Annotated in this window: 15 protein-coding genes; 6 read left to right on the top strand and 9 right to left on the bottom strand. The window is 58.8% G+C overall.

Annotation, left to right across the window (positions count from 1 at the left end; genetic code table 11):
* The first annotated feature begins 131 nt into the window (after positions 1-131).
* On the top strand, positions 132-1,172 hold the full coding sequence (locus QSV46_RS03405; protein WP_314946329.1) for a LacI family DNA-binding transcriptional regulator: 1,041 nt from the start codon (positions 132-134) through the stop codon (positions 1,170-1,172).
* A 9-nt stretch (positions 1,173-1,181) separates the two neighbouring features.
* On the top strand, positions 1,182-1,916 hold the full coding sequence (locus tag QSV46_RS03400; RefSeq protein ID WP_314946327.1) for an SDR family NAD(P)-dependent oxidoreductase: 735 nt from the start codon (positions 1,182-1,184) through the stop codon (positions 1,914-1,916).
* Positions 1,917-2,129: 213 nt separating this feature from the next.
* Here the strand turns inward: QSV46_RS03400 and QSV46_RS03395 are convergent, their stop codons facing one another.
* Together QSV46_RS03395 and QSV46_RS03390 are read right to left on the bottom strand one after the other, a co-directional pair.
* A complete protein-coding gene (locus tag QSV46_RS03395; RefSeq protein WP_314946325.1) occupies positions 2,130-2,666 on the bottom strand; it encodes a hypothetical protein in 537 nt (178 codons plus the stop codon).
* Positions 2,659-3,426 carry an adenylate/guanylate cyclase domain-containing protein gene (locus tag QSV46_RS03390; RefSeq protein ID WP_314946324.1) on the bottom strand — a complete coding sequence of 256 codons (768 nt, stop codon included), beginning with the start codon at positions 3,424-3,426 and terminating at the stop codon, positions 2,659-2,661. Before QSV46_RS03390 ends, QSV46_RS03395 begins: the two co-directional genes overlap by 8 nt.
* A 294-nt stretch (positions 3,427-3,720) precedes the next feature.
* Between QSV46_RS03390 and QSV46_RS03385 the strand changes: the two genes are divergently transcribed.
* On the top strand, positions 3,721-3,921 hold the full coding sequence (locus tag QSV46_RS03385; protein ID WP_314946321.1) for a DUF6494 family protein: 201 nt from the start codon (positions 3,721-3,723) through the stop codon (positions 3,919-3,921).
* 79 nt (positions 3,922-4,000) lie between these two features.
* On the opposite strand, the gene QSV46_RS03380 is transcribed toward QSV46_RS03385, so the two are convergent.
* The 3 genes from QSV46_RS03380 to QSV46_RS03370 all read right to left on the bottom strand — a co-directional run bounded on the left by QSV46_RS03380 (position 4,001) and on the right by QSV46_RS03370 (position 6,166).
* Positions 4,001-4,618, bottom strand: coding sequence for a hypothetical protein (locus QSV46_RS03380; RefSeq protein WP_314946320.1), 618 nt, complete (start codon positions 4,616-4,618; stop codon positions 4,001-4,003).
* Between the two features lie 291 nt (positions 4,619-4,909).
* A complete protein-coding gene (locus QSV46_RS03375) occupies positions 4,910-5,743 on the bottom strand; it encodes a TRAP transporter large permease subunit (protein ID WP_314946318.1) in 834 nt (277 codons plus the stop codon).
* A gap of 168 nt (positions 5,744-5,911) precedes the next feature.
* Complete coding sequence (locus QSV46_RS03370) at positions 5,912-6,166, bottom strand: hypothetical protein (RefSeq protein WP_314946316.1); 255 nt, start codon at positions 6,164-6,166, stop codon at positions 5,912-5,914.
* Between the two features lie 2,056 nt (positions 6,167-8,222).
* Here QSV46_RS03370 and QSV46_RS03365 point away from each other — a divergent pair.
* The 3 genes from QSV46_RS03365 (at position 8,223) to QSV46_RS03355 (ending at position 11,394) form a co-directional block, all read left to right on the top strand.
* Positions 8,223-8,516, top strand: a complete 294-nt coding sequence (locus QSV46_RS03365; RefSeq protein ID WP_314946314.1) for a hypothetical protein — start codon at positions 8,223-8,225, stop codon at positions 8,514-8,516.
* A gap of 919 nt (positions 8,517-9,435) precedes the next feature.
* Positions 9,436-9,708, top strand: a complete 273-nt coding sequence (locus QSV46_RS03360; protein WP_314946312.1) for a DUF1488 family protein — start codon at positions 9,436-9,438, stop codon at positions 9,706-9,708.
* Between the two features lie 1,464 nt (positions 9,709-11,172).
* Complete coding sequence (locus tag QSV46_RS03355) at positions 11,173-11,394, top strand: cold-shock protein (RefSeq protein ID WP_314946310.1); 222 nt, start codon at positions 11,173-11,175, stop codon at positions 11,392-11,394.
* A gap of 77 nt (positions 11,395-11,471) precedes the next feature.
* Here QSV46_RS03355 and QSV46_RS03350 read toward each other — a convergent pair whose 3' ends face one another.
* The 4 genes from QSV46_RS03350 to QSV46_RS03335 form a co-directional block, all read right to left on the bottom strand.
* On the bottom strand, positions 11,472-12,206 hold the full coding sequence (locus QSV46_RS03350; protein WP_314946309.1) for a hypothetical protein: 735 nt from the start codon (positions 12,204-12,206) through the stop codon (positions 11,472-11,474).
* Between the two features lie 409 nt (positions 12,207-12,615).
* Entirely contained in the window at positions 12,616-13,899 is a 1,284-nt protein-coding gene (locus QSV46_RS03345; protein ID WP_314946308.1) for a glycosyltransferase family 4 protein, read from the bottom strand.
* A gap of 21 nt (positions 13,900-13,920) precedes the next feature.
* Complete coding sequence (locus QSV46_RS03340; protein ID WP_314946306.1) at positions 13,921-15,093, bottom strand: radical SAM protein; 1,173 nt, start codon at positions 15,091-15,093, stop codon at positions 13,921-13,923.
* A complete protein-coding gene (locus QSV46_RS03335; protein ID WP_314946303.1) occupies positions 15,056-16,417 on the bottom strand; it encodes a glycosyltransferase family 4 protein in 1,362 nt (453 codons plus the stop codon). The genes QSV46_RS03340 and QSV46_RS03335 overlap by 38 nt, the downstream gene beginning before the upstream one ends.
* Positions 16,418-16,465 lie beyond the last annotated feature (48 nt).

Below are 16,465 nucleotides of genomic sequence, written 5' to 3'. Positions count from 1 at the left end.
CTTTGAAAACGGTTACAATCTAGACCTCGCATCCACGGTGTCAAGCGATGGACGGGCGTCACAATCTGCTGCAAGCTAGCCATCGTCTTCCTTACTTCACTGTGCGCCGCGCATGATGTAACGTTACATTCATGAGACTGAGCAACGCCAAGTTCGTGAAACAGGGCATCCGCGCCGTGGCGGCCCGCGCCGGCGTTTCGACGGCGTCGGTCTCGCGCGCTCTCAACAATCCCGATGCGGTGAGCCCATCCCTGCGCGCGCGTATCGAACAGGCCATCGACGTGCTCGGCTACATCCCGCATGCGCCGGCACGCATCCTGTCGTCGCGGCGTTCGCGCACCTTGGGCGCGATCGTACCGACGATCGACAACACGATGTTCGCGCGCGGCATTGCCTCGCTTCAGCAGTACCTCTCCTCGGTCGGATATATGCTGTTTCTCACCACGAGCGGCTATGATCTTGACGTCGAATTGCAGCAAGCCCGTAACCTGATCAGCCGCGGCGTCGACGGTCTCGTACTGCGGGGCGATTGCCATCACGATGGATTGCGCAAGCTGCTGGCAGACAATGCGGTGCCCTTCATCAATGTCGGCATCTACCAGCCCGATCGGCCCTACCCTTGCGTCGGTACGGACAATGAGGCGGCCGCTTATCGCGCCGCCGCACATATCATCGAGCTCGGTCATCGTCGCGTCGGGATCGTCTCGGCACTCCAGCGAAATAACGATCGCGCCAGCGCCCGCGTCGCCGGCTTTCGCCGCGCGCTAAACGAGAACGGCATCGAGTTTCCGCCACAGTGGCACGTCGAGGTGCCCTATACGTTGGACGATGCACGGGAGGCGGCCCGCTATCTTCTTAATCTCAAGGACCGTCCGACGGCCGTTGTGTGCGGGAACGACGTCATCGCCTATGGCGTGTTGCTCGAGGCGGAGCGCGACGGGTTCTCCGTGCCCCGCGATCTGTCGGTGGTCGGCTTCGACGATCTCGACTGGAGCCGCCATTTGCGGCCCAGCCTGACCACGATCCACGTTCCAACCGGTGAGACTTGGCAGCGCGCGGGAGAATATCTGGTGCGGCGCCTCGCCGGCGAGCAGACCATAATGCATCGCGAGATAGACTTCTCGCTGGTGGTTCGTGAATCGACCGCCCCGCCTCCGAAATCCCTGAAGTGAGACCTTCCGATGAGTTCGCCTTTTTCCCTCAAACCGGGCTTTCATGCCGTCGTGATCGGCGGCGCTGGCGACATTGGCGCCGCGATCAGCAATCAATTTTGCGATCTCGGTGCAACGGTGACGGCGACAGGCGCCAATGACGCCGATCTCGCCCGCACTCTCCTTAAGCCACGTGCCGGGCTCTCGCTCGCCGCGCTCGATGTCACCGACGACAACGCCGTCACGTCCTGTGCCCGGCAGCACAAGCGCGTGGACGCGCTGGTCAACTGCGCCGGAATTCTCGCGCGCGACAAGGAATTCGAGATCGAAACCTTCATGAAGGTGCTCGACGTCAATCTCGCCGGCACGTTCCGGACCTGCATGGCGTTCCATCCCCTGCTCGCGGAGACGAAGGGCTCGATTGTCAACATCGCCTCGATGAACGCCACGCTGGCGCTGCCGCGGATCCCCGCCTATTGCGCCAGCAAAGGTGGCGTCGTGATGCTGACCAAGGCGCTGGCTTTGAAGTGGGCCGAAGAAGGCATCCGCGTCAATGCGGTGGCGCCCGGCTATATCGAAACCGCCATCAACGCCGCGGGCCGCACCGATGGTGCACACTATCAGCGCATTGCTGATCGCATTGCGTTCAAGCGGTGGGGAAAGCCGGAAGACATTGCAGGTGCGGTCGCCTTCCTCTGCATGCCGGCCTCCCAATACGCCACCGGCACTGTTCTTGCCGTAGATGGCGGCTTCCTTGCGGGATGACCTAATAAGGTCGGCTTCGCAGTCATTCCAACTTGCCGTGTGGATTTCTCTTGACCTCCCGGTGCACACGTCATGCACACGCCACGATCTAACCGACTGAAAGGCCTGAGGTCTCGCTCCAGTCCATCATGGGGAAGTTTGAGCAAGGTCCAGCCAATGAGAGCTAAATCCCTTCAAACTGGAGATCGCCCTGTAACGCGGCCCCCGTGTTCTCTAGCCGAGGACCTCGGAAGCATCGTGGTCGATCGTCACCACCCGTTCGGCTTCTGCGCGCGCTTCCGTTACGGCCGCTGCGCCGTCTGCGGCCAGGGCAAGCCGCGCGCCCAACGACAAAAAAAGCGCGAGCTGAGCCCGCGCGAGCGCAAAACCGGGATCAACAATGGTCGCTTGACGCAAGGGCGCGGCCGCCTGGCTCAGGGTTTCTTCGCTCCAGCCTTTAAGACTGATCATCCCGGCTCCTTCGCGGAAGCATGACCAGGCGTTCGGGCTGGCGTCGCGGCGACGCCTGATCAGGGCGACTTCAGCACGAACCAGCTCCGGTTCGATCCGGCTGGCAATCGCGCGAGCGATTTGATCCTGCAGTTCAAGGACGTCTTCGGCTTGACCGTCAAACCGGTCGGCCCAGAGCTGGGCGCCAGTGGCCGCCTCGATCAACTGCGTGCCAACACGAAGCTGCCGGCCGACGGGCCTCACACTGCCCTCGATGATATAGCGGACCCCAAGCTCGCGCCCGATCTGGCGGTTATCCACCGAGCGGCCCTGGTAAGCAAAGGCGGATTGCCGGGCTATTACGATAATAGCCGGGGATTCGTGCCAACATCGTGATCAAATCCTCGCTCATTGCCCCCGTCAGAAACTTGAACTCGCGCTCGTCAGAGAGACAGGCGAAAGCCAGCACGGCAATGGAGGGTTTCCCGGTGGTCGCGAGAGGCTGGGCAATCTCGAAAAGCGACTTTGTCGGCTCCGCCGAACGTGCGTTCTCATCAATCTGGCAACGCCATGCGCGCATCGGTTCAGCGATGTTCTTCAAGACCTGCGATCCCATATCGTCGAAAACGATATCGACCTTGCCGCGAATTTGCCGATGGGCGTCGTCGGAGATGCAAACGCCTCCGGGTTCCGCGATTCCTTCGAGTCGAGCGGCGATGTTGACGCCATCGCCGAAAATGTCGTTCTCATCGAGAATGATGTCACCGACGTGGATGCCGATGCGGAATTCGATCCGAGCGCCCTTTGATAGGTCGGCGTTTTTCGCCGCCATGTTGCGTTGGATCTCGACCGCGCTTCGCGCTGCATCCACAGCACTGGCAAACTCCACGAGCATGCCGCCGCCCGTGGTCTTGACGATGCGGCCACGATGCGCGGCGATGGTGGGATCGACAATACCCCTTCTGAGCGCCTTCAGCCGTGCCAGCGTGCCTTCCTCGTCGGCACCCATAAGGCGGCTATATCCGGCAACATCAGCCGCCAGCACCGCTGTCAGGCGCCGATCTACGCGCTCGAAGGTCAAGGAAATGCCCTATATTTGCAAATTCAGCGCAGCGCATCAAAGCACATCAGCCGGCTGGTCTGCTAGAGCCGACTTCCGAGTTGGGTCACAAGCGGCGGTCGGGGACAGCGCCAGCCGTGTCCGGTCCACCTCAAACGGCCGACTTTGGAACCTCTGGTGTAGTCTTCAGCTCCGGGCCGACGTTGTAGGCAATCAGGTTGAGGAGGAAGTCGGCGATGACGCGAGTTGGGCCTCGATGTTGGGTCTTTGCTCGCCTCGTGTTAGACATCGCCTGACCGACCAGGGAGAACAACCATGACCGCCGAGTTCGATGAAGACCGCTTCAATATGGCTGTCCGTAAATTTCTGAAGCATGTCGGAGTTACATCGCAGCGTGAAATTGAGAACCTAGTGCGTAGCGGGGCGGTGAAAGGTGGCAAGCTCAAACTGCGAATGACCCTGTCCGCTGAGGGGACGGCGCTGAAACATGTAATCGAGGAAACAATCGCACTCTAACGATGTCCCGGCCGCCCCGGCATTGCCGCCCTCTTGGTGGAGCATTCAATCCTGTTGATTTCCAGCAACGAGCTTTGGGTCATTCTCGACCAGATCGGGCTGCCCGCGACAGGTCCGGTTCTGGGGTGATTTCAGACATGAGCCACTTGGACCGGATTGACGCTGCCGGCTTCGGCGGGGTGCCGTGCTTCGGGATGTGTCGTCGCTGAGCAGCATCAACGACTTCGGCTGGATCACGGGCCTCGGTGAAGTCCCATTCGCCCGGATTGTCCGCGCTGTCCGGATTGTCCGCGCGATCAGTGAGGCTCGGCATGGGCGCTGCGCCGGGGCCGTGTCCAATCGGATTACGGACCTTCGAAAAGAAGTGCTTCAGCGCTTGCATCTCCCACACTTCGAGGAATTTCACGCCCATCATGGTGTTGTTCATTGTCCGGCATTGGCTGATGAGCTTTTTTAGTAATTTTTTGTCCTCATCTCTCTTGAGCTTCTCCGAAAAGATTGTATCAGCGGCCGGGCATAGCAGCGCAAAGTTGTGCGTGATGACGGTATCCATGTGGATCGGGTTGAGCTTGACGGCCTCGGCAAGGTGATATCGCAAGGCCCACCCAACTGATGCGAACTGATGGATGAACCGCCCGATTGCACGATAGGTCGCCTCGCGAGTGGCGTCTTCTTCGATCTGCTCGACGGTCCTCAAGATGGTCTCCCGCGTCGCCGCCTCGCGCAATAGGATGACCGTCGTGTTCTGCCAGCGGCGAAGGCGATCCTGTCCGTTAAGGAATCGGGATCTAAAGCTACGCGTACTGGTCGGAGCGATCGCGAAGGTTTTGCTACCATTGCTGCAAAAACAGCGTTGCTCTCAATCGACGTGTTGTTTTCGCACAATAAGCTGCAGACGAGCAGAACAGATCGTCATATTCTGGGTTGCCTAGGGCGCGACACGGACCACTTCCAAATCGCTCGTGTCGTAGTCAACGAACTTTGCCGCTTAACGCGCGTACAGAACGCTCGGGAGCCAGACGACGATCGACGGGAAAAGAATGCAGAGGCCCACGCCGAGCCATTGCAGCGCCATAAACTGCAACGCGGCGCGAAAGATGGTTGCCATGGTGATCTCTGGCGGCGCGACGCTCTTAAGATAAAACAGCGAATAGCCGAACGGTGGAGAAAGGAAAGCCATCTGCATGTTGACCATGAAGATGACGCCGTACCAGAGCGGTACATCCTCCGTCCGTACGCCCGGGAGGCCGAACAGCCCACCCCATTCCAGGCTCTTCATTATGGGCAAGAAGATCGGCACAGTTAGCAAGAGGATGCCGACCCAGTCGATGAACATGCCGAGGACGAAGAGGATCAGCATCATCAGCATCAAAATGCCGTAGGGCGGCAAACCAGTGCCAAGAATCGTGTTCGCCACAAAGGTCTGCCCGCCCTTCACGATGAAGAAGCCGACGAACATCGTCGCACCGAAGAATATCCACATCACCATCGCGGTCGCCTTTAACGTCGCGATGGCAGCCTCCTGCACCGCCAGCCAGTTCAGCCTCCGGTGCAGCGCGGATACGAACAGCGCGCCGAAAGTGCCGATACCGGCCGCTTCCACTGGCGTCGCAATGCCGACAAAGATCACGCCGAGCACCAGCACGATCAGAAGTAGCGGAGCAATGGTATTCTTCAGCAGCCGAAGCTTTTCGCGCGTACCGACGCGTTCTTCCGGCGGCAGCGCGGGTCCAAGGCTAGGGTTGATGTAGCAGCGGATCAGAATGTAGGAGATGGACAGCCCCGAGAGCAGGAAGCCCGGAAAGATTGAACCAACCAGCAATTCCCCCCAGCGATTGCTGCGCGCTTATTAGGCTTCTCTTGGCGGAGCCGCTGCTAGCTACGGCAGCAGCCCCTGGCCGCGAAGGCGGCGTTTACGGGATAAATGGACACCTCCGTGGCTCCGCCTAGCCTCGACCCTGCGATCGCTTTGGGCAATGTGATCTACGTGTTAGGTCTTACCCGGCGGCTTGCCGGCGTGTTTCGTGACGCGCTTCTGGATGTCGGCCATCGTCCTGGCAAACGCTTCGCGCAGCTGCTCCGCGTGAGCTGCGTTCTCCGGTTCACTGAGATATGCAATCTTGACCAGCAGCCTATTCAACAGATAGGTGATGCATAGATTTTCCGAGTGCCGGGACCGCAGGGCCGTGAGCTGCCGGCGCATCTCGGCGAGATCGAGCGTTTCGTGTTTCGAGGGCCTCTTCAATATGAACTCGCGCATGGCCAGCAGAGGCCGACGCGCCGAGTATAATGGCGCGAGGGCTTCGCCTGCGTGGACCCGAACGGGACAATGTCCGGTGCGCAAAGCTAACGCTCCAATGCGCCGCCGCAATCAAAGCCTGAGATTAAGATTGATGTCCGCGCTGCGAGTTAATTCTGGAACTGGTCCGGCCTAGTCTGCTCGTGATGCTTCTGCCGGGCGGCTGAAAGCCTTCTCGTCGGTTGCGAGCGGTAGGTACTGGCTATCGCCCGGTTCATCCGCGATGACTAAAATGCCTGCGGAATTGGCGGGGCCGTTCTCTTCATCGTTTCGGCCATGAGCTCACGTCAGCGCGTTCAGCGTCATTCTGCCTCCGCGCAACTGGCATATTTCTATTCCTCCGTCATCCAGCGCTATCGTCGTCTCAAGGAGGGATCCGATTGAACAGAAATCTATGGGGAGCGGATTTGCAAAGACGCTAGCGCGCCAGGCAGGAAGCCGCGAGCACCGCTACTATCAAGTCCGACTCCCGTCCTGCCGACCGCCGCCTGTTAACCAAGATTGTCGACGCGCCTTAATCTGGACTGATTTGATCAGGACGCTTTGCGGCTCCCGCGTAGGAGCGTGCCACGTGATCAGGACCGTCGCGCTTGGAGTCGTTTGCCTGGCTGGCCTCGGTGCAATTGCCGCGGCTGCAAAGAAATCACCGCCGCCGCGACCTGCTGAGATCGTTTTCCCAGTCGCAGCCGGCGACAAGGCCGATCGCCTGCCAATCACCAGCATTCCGGAAACGACAACCGAGGCCGACAAGGTAAGTGTCGTTTACATTCCACCTGTCGAAGACCATCCGGTCATTCCGCCTCAACCGCCACAACGATCAAAAGAAACAAAACGCCCGTCGGCCGCTGACTTCGTTCCTCGCCATTGGCACGATCCACACGATCTGAAGACCAAGGCGACCAAGCCAAGGTCCAGCGACACAAGACAGGCTAATAGGCGCTCGCTGGGCGGGAGCCCAAATCAGGTTGCGGAAGCAAGAAGCTGTCGTAGCGAGGGACTGGACCGCCTTTCGCGGAAGCTCAACCTCTTGTCGCCGTGCCAACCGTAGTCCCCCACCAAACCCACCGATCGCGGATGCCACTAATCATCGGAGCTGTGGAGAACGATCAAAAAATAAGACCATTGCGATGCAAGCGGCATTTAATCCGACGCAGTGAGTCGGAGTTCCGAAGTGCCAGACATCTGGTTTCCACTTCTTGCGGCCGGCATCGTGTGCGCACTCCTATTTTTAGCGTTCCAACGATAACTCGCCGCGCGCACGTGTGGCAATGAATCCTCAGCCGCTGCTGAAATCGCGGTTCCCCGCGCGAGCTTCTTTGACTGTGCATAAATGCAAAGGTTCACTTCCGAGACCGGAGGTGGACGTGACTACCTGGGTGCTCAGTCTTCTTGTTGTTGTCAGCGTCGGCATTTTGATCGCGCACATTGTCGACGCAATGCGCTCCTGAATGCACTGCGATTCTTTCTAAATCCATTGGATTTGTCGAAGAGGATGAAGAAGAGGATGAAAGTGTGCACTGTCTAATCGTAAGCGCGTCTCCGCGCGAAATCGATCGGCTGCGAGCTGAGGCTTCCCGGATCGCTCGCCAAGTCGAAGCAGATTGGTGGGTCGAGAAGCAAGACAAGGGACCGCATTTTTGCTTTGCGAGTACTGACGCTAGAGCTGCCTTTGCGCAGCTATGCAAGGCGCAAAACGTTCATTGCTTTGACGCCTAGTGCGGCAACCAACACCGGGAGGATCGGGATCCAGCCAGATCAGGCGGAGTAGCGGTGGAGATAGCCGGGCGCCTAAATGCCCTGCTCGGAGAAGCCGCCTACCCCAACCGAGTAATGGGAGTGTGGGGAAAGGTGGGAGACCGCTACCGCTTTTCCCCACACGGCACAAATCTGCGATATTTCCTCCGATCTTCCGCCTAAACGGTAGGTCGGCGGCTTCGCCTCGTCGGTCTCGACGTGGGCCGCAAGCGGGTCCGACAGCACGAGCTCGCTCGCCTGGGCGCTGATGCGCCACCTGCCGGAGAATGCCCGCGAGATCGCAGGTTCCCTGCATCTCGGCGACACTGATCTTCAGGAGCTGAGCCCCCAGGAGTTGACCAAGATCCGGGGACGTCGCCTTGGCATGGTGTTCGGATCCGTCGACCGCGCTCAACCCGACGCTCACCGGCAGGTGACGGAGACGCTGATCCAGCACCGCGGTCTTAGCCAGCGCGAAGCGAATGCACTCGCGATCGACCTGCTCGGCCACGTCGAGTTACGCGATCCGGCCGCGATCATGCGGCGCTATCCGCCGCATTGAAGCCACAGGAGCCTTTCCCTTTGTCGGAATGACCGCGTCGATATAGGCACCGAGAACCAACCGCTGGGAGCCCAAGCAATTTCAATAGCTAGGCTGCCGTTTCCAAATGAAACGCAGCTTGAAACGATCGATTGGCAAGACAGCTGATGTTGAAGTTGGCTTCTCCACACGCACGATCGCATGCGAACGGCTCAACACGACTTGAATGGTCTCGGGCTAGACCCATGTCGCGGGGGCACAAGGACCACTGCCCGGCCGGGTTACAAGTCCCGTTCGGCGAATTTGCGAAACTCGTCCGACTTGGAACGAGCAATACCCAGCGCTGCCGAGCTGTCTCCGATCGCATCCCAACCGAATCGACCGCGGACCGTCACGGTTCGTTCGACCGGGCCTGCACTTCGTCCGGAGCCGCGTTGCGATGCGGTCCGCGAGGCGGAACAGGACGGGTCGAATAGGTCGCACTTCGGCCGGCTTCCTGCAAATCGCCGATTGCGCTCCCGCCGATCCGGCAGGTCGCTGAACTTCACAGCCTTGCGCTGGCGAGGACGCCGCGCTTCGATGCCGTGCACTGCTAGTTTCGGTGACGCGCACGCGACTGGCTTCCGTCGGCGCAATGGGTGGCCCGCCAGCGGATTGACGACGCGAGCATTGGGCTTTGGCGTATGCGCTCGGACCAGTGGCGCGCGGGGAGGTATTTCGGCGGTCCAGTCCCCTAAGCCGGTCGTTCCCTACAACTTGACCGTGGTCAGATTCGCCACCGCCCCATCCTCGTAAACTACCCTTATGCGGGCTTGGAGAACCTTGGAGAACCGACGCTATCCACATCTGCCGGCATAACGCTAGTCAACCCTCTGCCTGCGATCAGAGCCGATGGGAGCGGAGCAGCGCGTAGCGCATTGCTCAATGGGGATCGATTGCCATGCCGCTTCAGCCAGATCCTTCTGGAGAAATTGTAGTTGACCAACATTCGGGCATTCTGTTCGCCATGTTTGACGGCAGCAGACCAGTGCTCTGCGAAATCGAATGGGGGACGCTGACCGATCGTGCAACGGTGGACGGCACCGATCAGAAAGACGTCCGCGCGACCTATCACAGGCACCGCGAAGCTATCCAAGCCATAGCCAGCCAGAACTATGATGCGAGGGAAGAGCGACCGATCGTTACGACTTACCAGCTCACGCCGCTTCCTTAGCCTCGGCGATATTTTCAACCTGGTTGACCGCATCAGAGGGAGTGCGACATTGACAGTGCTAACACTGCCAACTCCAAAGCGCCCCACTGCTCCACCGTGGAGCAATGAGGAAATCGACCAGCTACGGTCTCTCATCCTGGAAGGCAAGAGCGTGCACGCCGTCTCAAGACACCTCGGCAGAACACCACAGGCCGTAAGGAAGATCGCCAGCAGATTAAAACTCCCGCTCCGGATTGTCTGATCTCCTGAAGGGAGTGCCCGCGCCGAGAGAGCAAGTCACTCTCTGCAACTTGACCTTCGTCAAATTGGCCATCGCTGGGCTTGCGTAACCTTCATTGATGTGGGCTTGAAAACTCACGCTATTCAGGTTTGTCAGCCCAGCGGGCCATCTCCCTGCGTTCGGAGACGATGGGAGCGGAGCAGCGTGCAGGATCAAGCTCTTCGCAATGCTGAAATGGTCACGCGCCTAATGGTCTTCCGATCGGCACTGTCGGCTCAGGACCTGGCTCCCCCCGAACAACCCGTAAGCTCAACCAACTGCCACTATGTGCCGTTCTCTTATTCCAAGCCACATCGGCGCCGCCATCGCCGGTCGGCACGACGCTAGCGCGGTTTTGCGCCCGAAGATCGGCTGTTGACGGCGCCCCTAACAAACATTCGGTTGGAGAAAAGATGTGCTCGATGATCTCCTGCTACTTCTCGCAATGGTTTTGATCTCGTTCGCAGCCGGGTATGGGACGCGTGAGGTTATCTCCCGCAGACGCCGTGCGGAGTATCTGAGATACAATTCAAATCGGCGTCCGCCAACGAGACCAACCAACCGCCCGCCTTTCTGATCCGTTCGGCGAACAACTCGCCTGCCCGTCCATACGTTGGACGCCGCAAACTTGGCCGGTTAGAGCTTTGACAGCTCCCCACTTCCCGAGCGTCGTCTGGCACTCAGTCTGATAAGCAATGTCCAACACGACCTTTTGATACCCTGCACGCCATGTCCTGCGCGCCATGTGGAGGGTGTCGGTGAACGTATTTCCGTGTTGAACATACTACCGTATTGCTGGCCGCGAGCATCTGGTACGGCGAGCCAAGATTTGCACCCGCAAACAACGAGACGATCCGGCCGACGCTGGGTGCGAGAGATTCATCTTGAGATCCGATCTCCACCAGATGGAATGCCTGCTTGCGAGGCACCTTGCTCGTTTAAGCAACATCCAGTTGCTCCTTTAAGCAACATCCAGCGCTGATTTTGCACTTTGCAGCGCGCTTCCGGTCACAGATGCTGTCGGCAACCAAGCTGGATTGTCTGCGCAACGGATCGGGGAGAGGAGAAGGAAACTAGATAGAGCGATGCGGATTAACTGCAAGAGACCGGGTTCTCAAGTTTAACAACCCCGTATCTGCGCCCGATTTCAGCTCCTCATCACGGCGTTCGCTCCGAATAAAACCAAGAAATTGCCTGGAGGTACTGTGCCGACCGGATTTGTAGTTTGGTTTAACAGGTTTAAGGGTTACGGGTTCATTAGACCCGACGGCGGAGGCTCGGACATATTCGTCCATATGTCGGCGGTCGAACAAGCCGGCCTTTCCACGTTGCTCGAGGGGCAACGGGTAAGCTACGAGCTTGTGTCAGTCTCTGGCAAGATGACCGCCAGTCAACTGCGAATTGGCACTCCTCCAACCGAGGGATAAGCTCAGTTCGCCGGTGCAATCTAATTGCTGACCTGCTCCCGTGCGCGGACATCGTTGGTCCTCACCGCGCGGACCCTTCATATCTTGTCTCTGTCATGCAGCATTCGGAAGTTCCTGATCATGTCGTTGTACCGTCCAATCAGGTCTATGAGTTCGTCGCCATGGTTGGACAGAAAACCGGCAATGCCCGAAGCGACTGCCTGCATCTTTGCGTCAATCTGTCCCAATAGCTCGCTTCGGGCTGCACCGTAGTGATCCGCGAAAGGATGAGCGACATCGGACCATTCGCTTGCCATCCTCATGGTATCAAAGATTGTCAGTTCTGACTTTGGCGCAACGTCATACCAGCGATCCACGAGCGCACCCCGATCGATAGCCTCGGTTGGCAGGGCCCCGCCGCCAGCCGACCAACCACCCGCTCGCTCAACATCGACAGAAAGCAGCTCCAGCGTCTCGCCATGAAGGCAATCAATCTCCTTCATGGATTCATTGAACATGTCGCTCAGCCGCGCGAACTGCGACCACGCAAGCCTCAAATGCTGGTAGTGCGACAATTCGCCCCTCGCCCACGGATATTCACCGGCGACAACCCGGCAGGCGATCATGTCGCCATACACCGTGCGCAGTTGCAGAAGCGACCTCAGCTCCGCTTTCAAGCGCTGATGAATGGCCGAGATCCCCCCTCTCGTTCTATCCGGTACGAACTCAAATGAGGGGTCGGACAGGCTCATTAGATTTTCGCCGGCCAACTCGACGATCGGTGCGATCAGCCAGTCAATTTCGCTTACCGTTGGCTTGTCCACCCTGGTCACTCTCACACCATCCAGCAACGCTTAGCCGTTTCAGCGTCTGACCCGAGCTTCGCTGGCTTGCGAATCCCCTGTCCTGAGCCTCTCAGGCTTCAGTCACTTTCGGAAGTCCAATTTGTGCTCAGAATCAGGCCAGCGGTGCAATATCAAGCTTACGCCCGCCGGCAGCCGGGGCGATGAAGCCGACCGCGAAAAGCCCGCTGTTGCAGAGGCTTACGTCGATCGTTGAGGATGTCCGGCTTCAAGGCCGCAGGGTGAGGCAACTGGCCTTTAGGGCGCGGACGACCGCAAAGACCGCGCCCAAAGGAGCACCATGGACCGGTAGCCAACGAACGATGTCGGCCGCCCGCGGAAGAGCTCAACCCCAGAAGGGCTCGGCGTACGCGTCCTCGGCTTCCGATTGGCGCCGCGACTATTTCAATTTGACTTTTGCCGACGGCACACCCGTGAGCGGTTTCGTCAAATTGTCGTTAACGCTGCGAGCGAGGCCGTAACGGGCAGCCACCGGCCTGCCCAATTCCAATTGTTGCACTCTATTTCCGGCCCCGCTCGAACGCGCGATGTTGCCTTGTGGCCGTCTCCGGCCAAGCAATTCGTCGTATACTTCCAGCGTCCTGTGCGCGATGTCGGACCAATCGTACCGCTGAGCACTCTCGCGGCGGACGGCTTCGCGCTCCTCCTCATTCAAGCTCGCGAGCGTCAGCGCCGAAAGCTTCGCGCGCATCTCCTCGCAATCTCCGACATGGAAAATGCGGGCGGGATCGTCCACGACCTCGAGGTTGGGAGCAATATCACTCACCAGCACCGGCAATCCATAGCTAAGCGCTTCGAGCAACACAATGGGAAGGCCCTCATGTGACGAGGGCAACACGAACAGCGCGGCGTGCGCATAGAGTTGTCGCAACGCATCTCCGGTCTGAAAGCCCGCCATGACGACGTTTTGCCGGCCGGCCGCCTCTCTGACCAGTTGATCTGCGTATTCGTTCTGGTGATCAATCTTGCCGACGATCGCCAACTTCCATCCAGGCAGTGCCGCGGCCGAAAAGGCACGCAGGAGATCGAGCTGGCGCTTCTCGGGCACCAGCCGACCGACCGTGAGCACGTATCGTCCTGGCTCCAATCCCAATTCGACGACCTTGTCGCTCTGTTGCGGCATCTCCGAGAACACGACCCCATTCGGTATCACTTCGCACGGCTGGCCATATTTGGACGCAATGAGGTCGCCGATACTACGGCTGACAGCGATGCGTTTGTTGGCGTAGCGCATCCCCATCGCTTCACCGGTCCGCAGCACCGTCCGCGCCGCCCAGCCCCATTTCTCCCGGTTGTAGTCCTCGCCGTGATGGGTGACGACGACCCGCAGACCGATGGCCCGCAGCAACGGCGTCACGATTGCGGGTCCGATGCCGTGAATGTGCACCAGACCCGGCCTCCGAACCGCAGCAACAATCGCACAAATCACGGAATGCAGCAGCGTTTCGAAGTACTTGTTTGGCACGGTCCACAGCCGCAATATGCGGACGCCGTTCCAAAATTTGGCCACGCTGGGCTCGACATAGGGGGATCGCATGCACACGGTGACTCGTCTGCCGAGTTCGACCACCCGTGGCGCAAGATTCTCTGCGTGCGTTTCGATGCCACCCTGGACCTGTGGGAAACCACGGAAACCGAACATGTAGATCTCACGCCTGCTCATCGAGATTTCCTCCGCTAATTTTTAATTGTTCATGAAAGTTCGCAACGGGTAATGCTCGTCGGGGGTAACGCGCCCTTTGACCAACCGGGCCTTGACGTTCTTGTTCAGGAAAGACGTTCGTTCGACGTGCGGGGACGGCCTCACGTCGGAATAATTAATGTAGCTGTCAAAGCAGATGCTCTTGCCGATCGATACCTTCAGCTTGTTCTTGAGGACCCAGAGCAGAGGTTCGGATTTCGGCAACTGAGGGACCAGGTTGGACCGCATGGCGGTCCGCGCGGTCGTCACCATCCAGCAATTCTGGCCGCAGCCAGCGACCTTCTTCCGCGTCTGCTGCGCGACCTCGCTGTTCATGATCTCGTCCCATGACTGGCGCGCAAGATTGCCCATGGGAAGATCGGACCGGACGTTGCAAGCCCATACGTCCGACCAAGGATCGATGAACGCGAAATCCTTGCCTGCGCTGCAGGGTATCAGCCGATCGTGACCAAGGATCTTCTCGATCAGACCGAGATTCAGGTAAGCCCGAAACCAGTTCTTTGGCTTCGGACTGCGCAACATCGCCGAAATCAGTCCTTCGACCTTTCGCGCGACCGCCATCCGGTCGTAGAAATAGTTGTCGTTCTTGTAGAACTGCCACGCATTGTGGAGCGTGGAGGTCGCCAGTTCGAAGCCTTCCGTCCGGGCGAATTCGTAGACACTGACGAGCTGATCGACGTTCTCATCCTGAATGACCATCGCAAAACCGAGGTCGGTGCCACCGGCCTCACGAAGCATGCGGAGTCCTGCGATCTTGGTGCTATAGCCGTCCTTCTCGCCGCGAATCCTGTCGTTGGTTTCCTCATCGCCCTCCAGCGAAAACCGCACCTTAATATTCGGGTACTTCTTGATGATCGGAACCAGGCGCTCAGGGTGCAGGCCGTTCGACGATATCTCCGTCACCCTTGCCTTGGGATAGAGAAGGTCGATCACTTCCGAGAGGTCTTTGCGAAGCGTCGGCTCTCCGCCTGACACATTCAGGTTGTCAAATCCGGCAGGAAGTTTTGACAGCGTGTCAAGCGACACCTCTTCCTTCGGCTCGGTCGGGTTTTGCCAGATGTAACACATCTGACACTTCGAATTGCAGCGGAACGTTGAAATGACAGTGAGGTCCATTTTATGATCCAACTTTCTTGTGTGAGCCCGCCGCTCCAATCAGGCTCTCATACAGCGAGAACAACGCAGCTCCATGCGCCTGAAGTGAATACTCAATCTCGACGATCCTTCGCGCATTGCGGCCGAGTGCCTCGCGACGATGGCGATCGGTAAGAAGCTTTCTAATAGTTTCCGACAGCTGAGAAACGTCGCCGGGCTCAAACAACAGACCCGTCGATCCGTCTCTCACGAGCTCGGGAATGCCGCCGATGCGCGATGCGACGATCGGCTTCCCGTGTGCCATCGCTTCAAGAATTGAGAGAGGGCTGTTCTCGTGCCATCCGGAGGGGACAGCTATCAACGCCGCTCGCTTGATCGTTCGTTCCAGGTCTATGCCCGTGAGGTGCCCCTTGAACTCCGCCATCGGATACTTCCGTTGAAGCTCCTCCAGCAGCGGACCGGTGCCGGCGATCACCAACCGCCAAGTTCCTTGATCTGCTGCATGAGCGAGGAGAAGAGTCTCAACGCCCTTTTCAGGTGACAAGCGCCCGGAGTACAACACGTAGCCTTCGTCGTCGGTAGACACCACGATACGCGACGCGTCTATTCCGTTCGGAATATGGACCACCTTCTCCGCACCAAACCGGCGGACGACGGCCTCGTACATAAATTTGCTCGGCGCAATGAATTTTCCGACCCGATGATAGCTTCCCGCCAGCGCGTGATAGCGCGCCTCCGCCCAGAGTAAGGCGCTGCGGCCCAATGACCCATTCGCGCAGCGTCGCGCGAGAAGGGCCTCGAAGCCACCGTCTGCGCATCTCGTGCACACCTGTCCGTTGCTGAGCTGCGTGTAGACAGGACAGACCGGCTTGTAGTCATGAAGCGTGAGAACGACAGGAACCCCCAATCTCGCCGCGGCGGAGATGATGGATGGGGTGAGCTGATGGTAGATGTTGTGGCAATGGAGGATATTCGGTCTCTCGTTCCGAATGAGATCAGTGATCTTTGAAACGGCTTCCGGGGAGTGAATGAGGGAAAGTGCAGACTTCAGCTTGTCGCGCCGCGACGGAGCCCGATATGATTTTTGCGACACGAAGTATGGCTGGCAGCGCGATTGGGCATTTCGGTCATCATTCATAGAGAATTCAATGACATCGGCGTTTCGGCTCCGCATCAGCTCCATCTCGTCGAACATGACGACCTCGGAGCCTCCGTTGCGGAAGAAGAATTTGTTCGCGAACAGGACTTTCAGGTTGTGCCGATCCGGATCGTCAAGCTGATCCCGTCTGGTGTGTTGAACATCTTGTTCAGGACGCGCTCTCGAACGCTGGATCGGAAACGTCGCTGCTGCTTCCTCACCGAACTCGAACGACGATTCAGTCATTTCGCGTTCCTGACCGAGAGGTCGGAACAAGCCGAGCTCCGACGCCAA

The organism is Bradyrhizobium cosmicum, assembly GCF_032290525.1.
GTDB classification, from domain to species: Bacteria; Pseudomonadota; Alphaproteobacteria; order Rhizobiales; family Xanthobacteraceae; genus Bradyrhizobium; species Bradyrhizobium cosmicum_A.
This window is presented reverse-complemented; position numbering and strand designations above follow the sequence as displayed.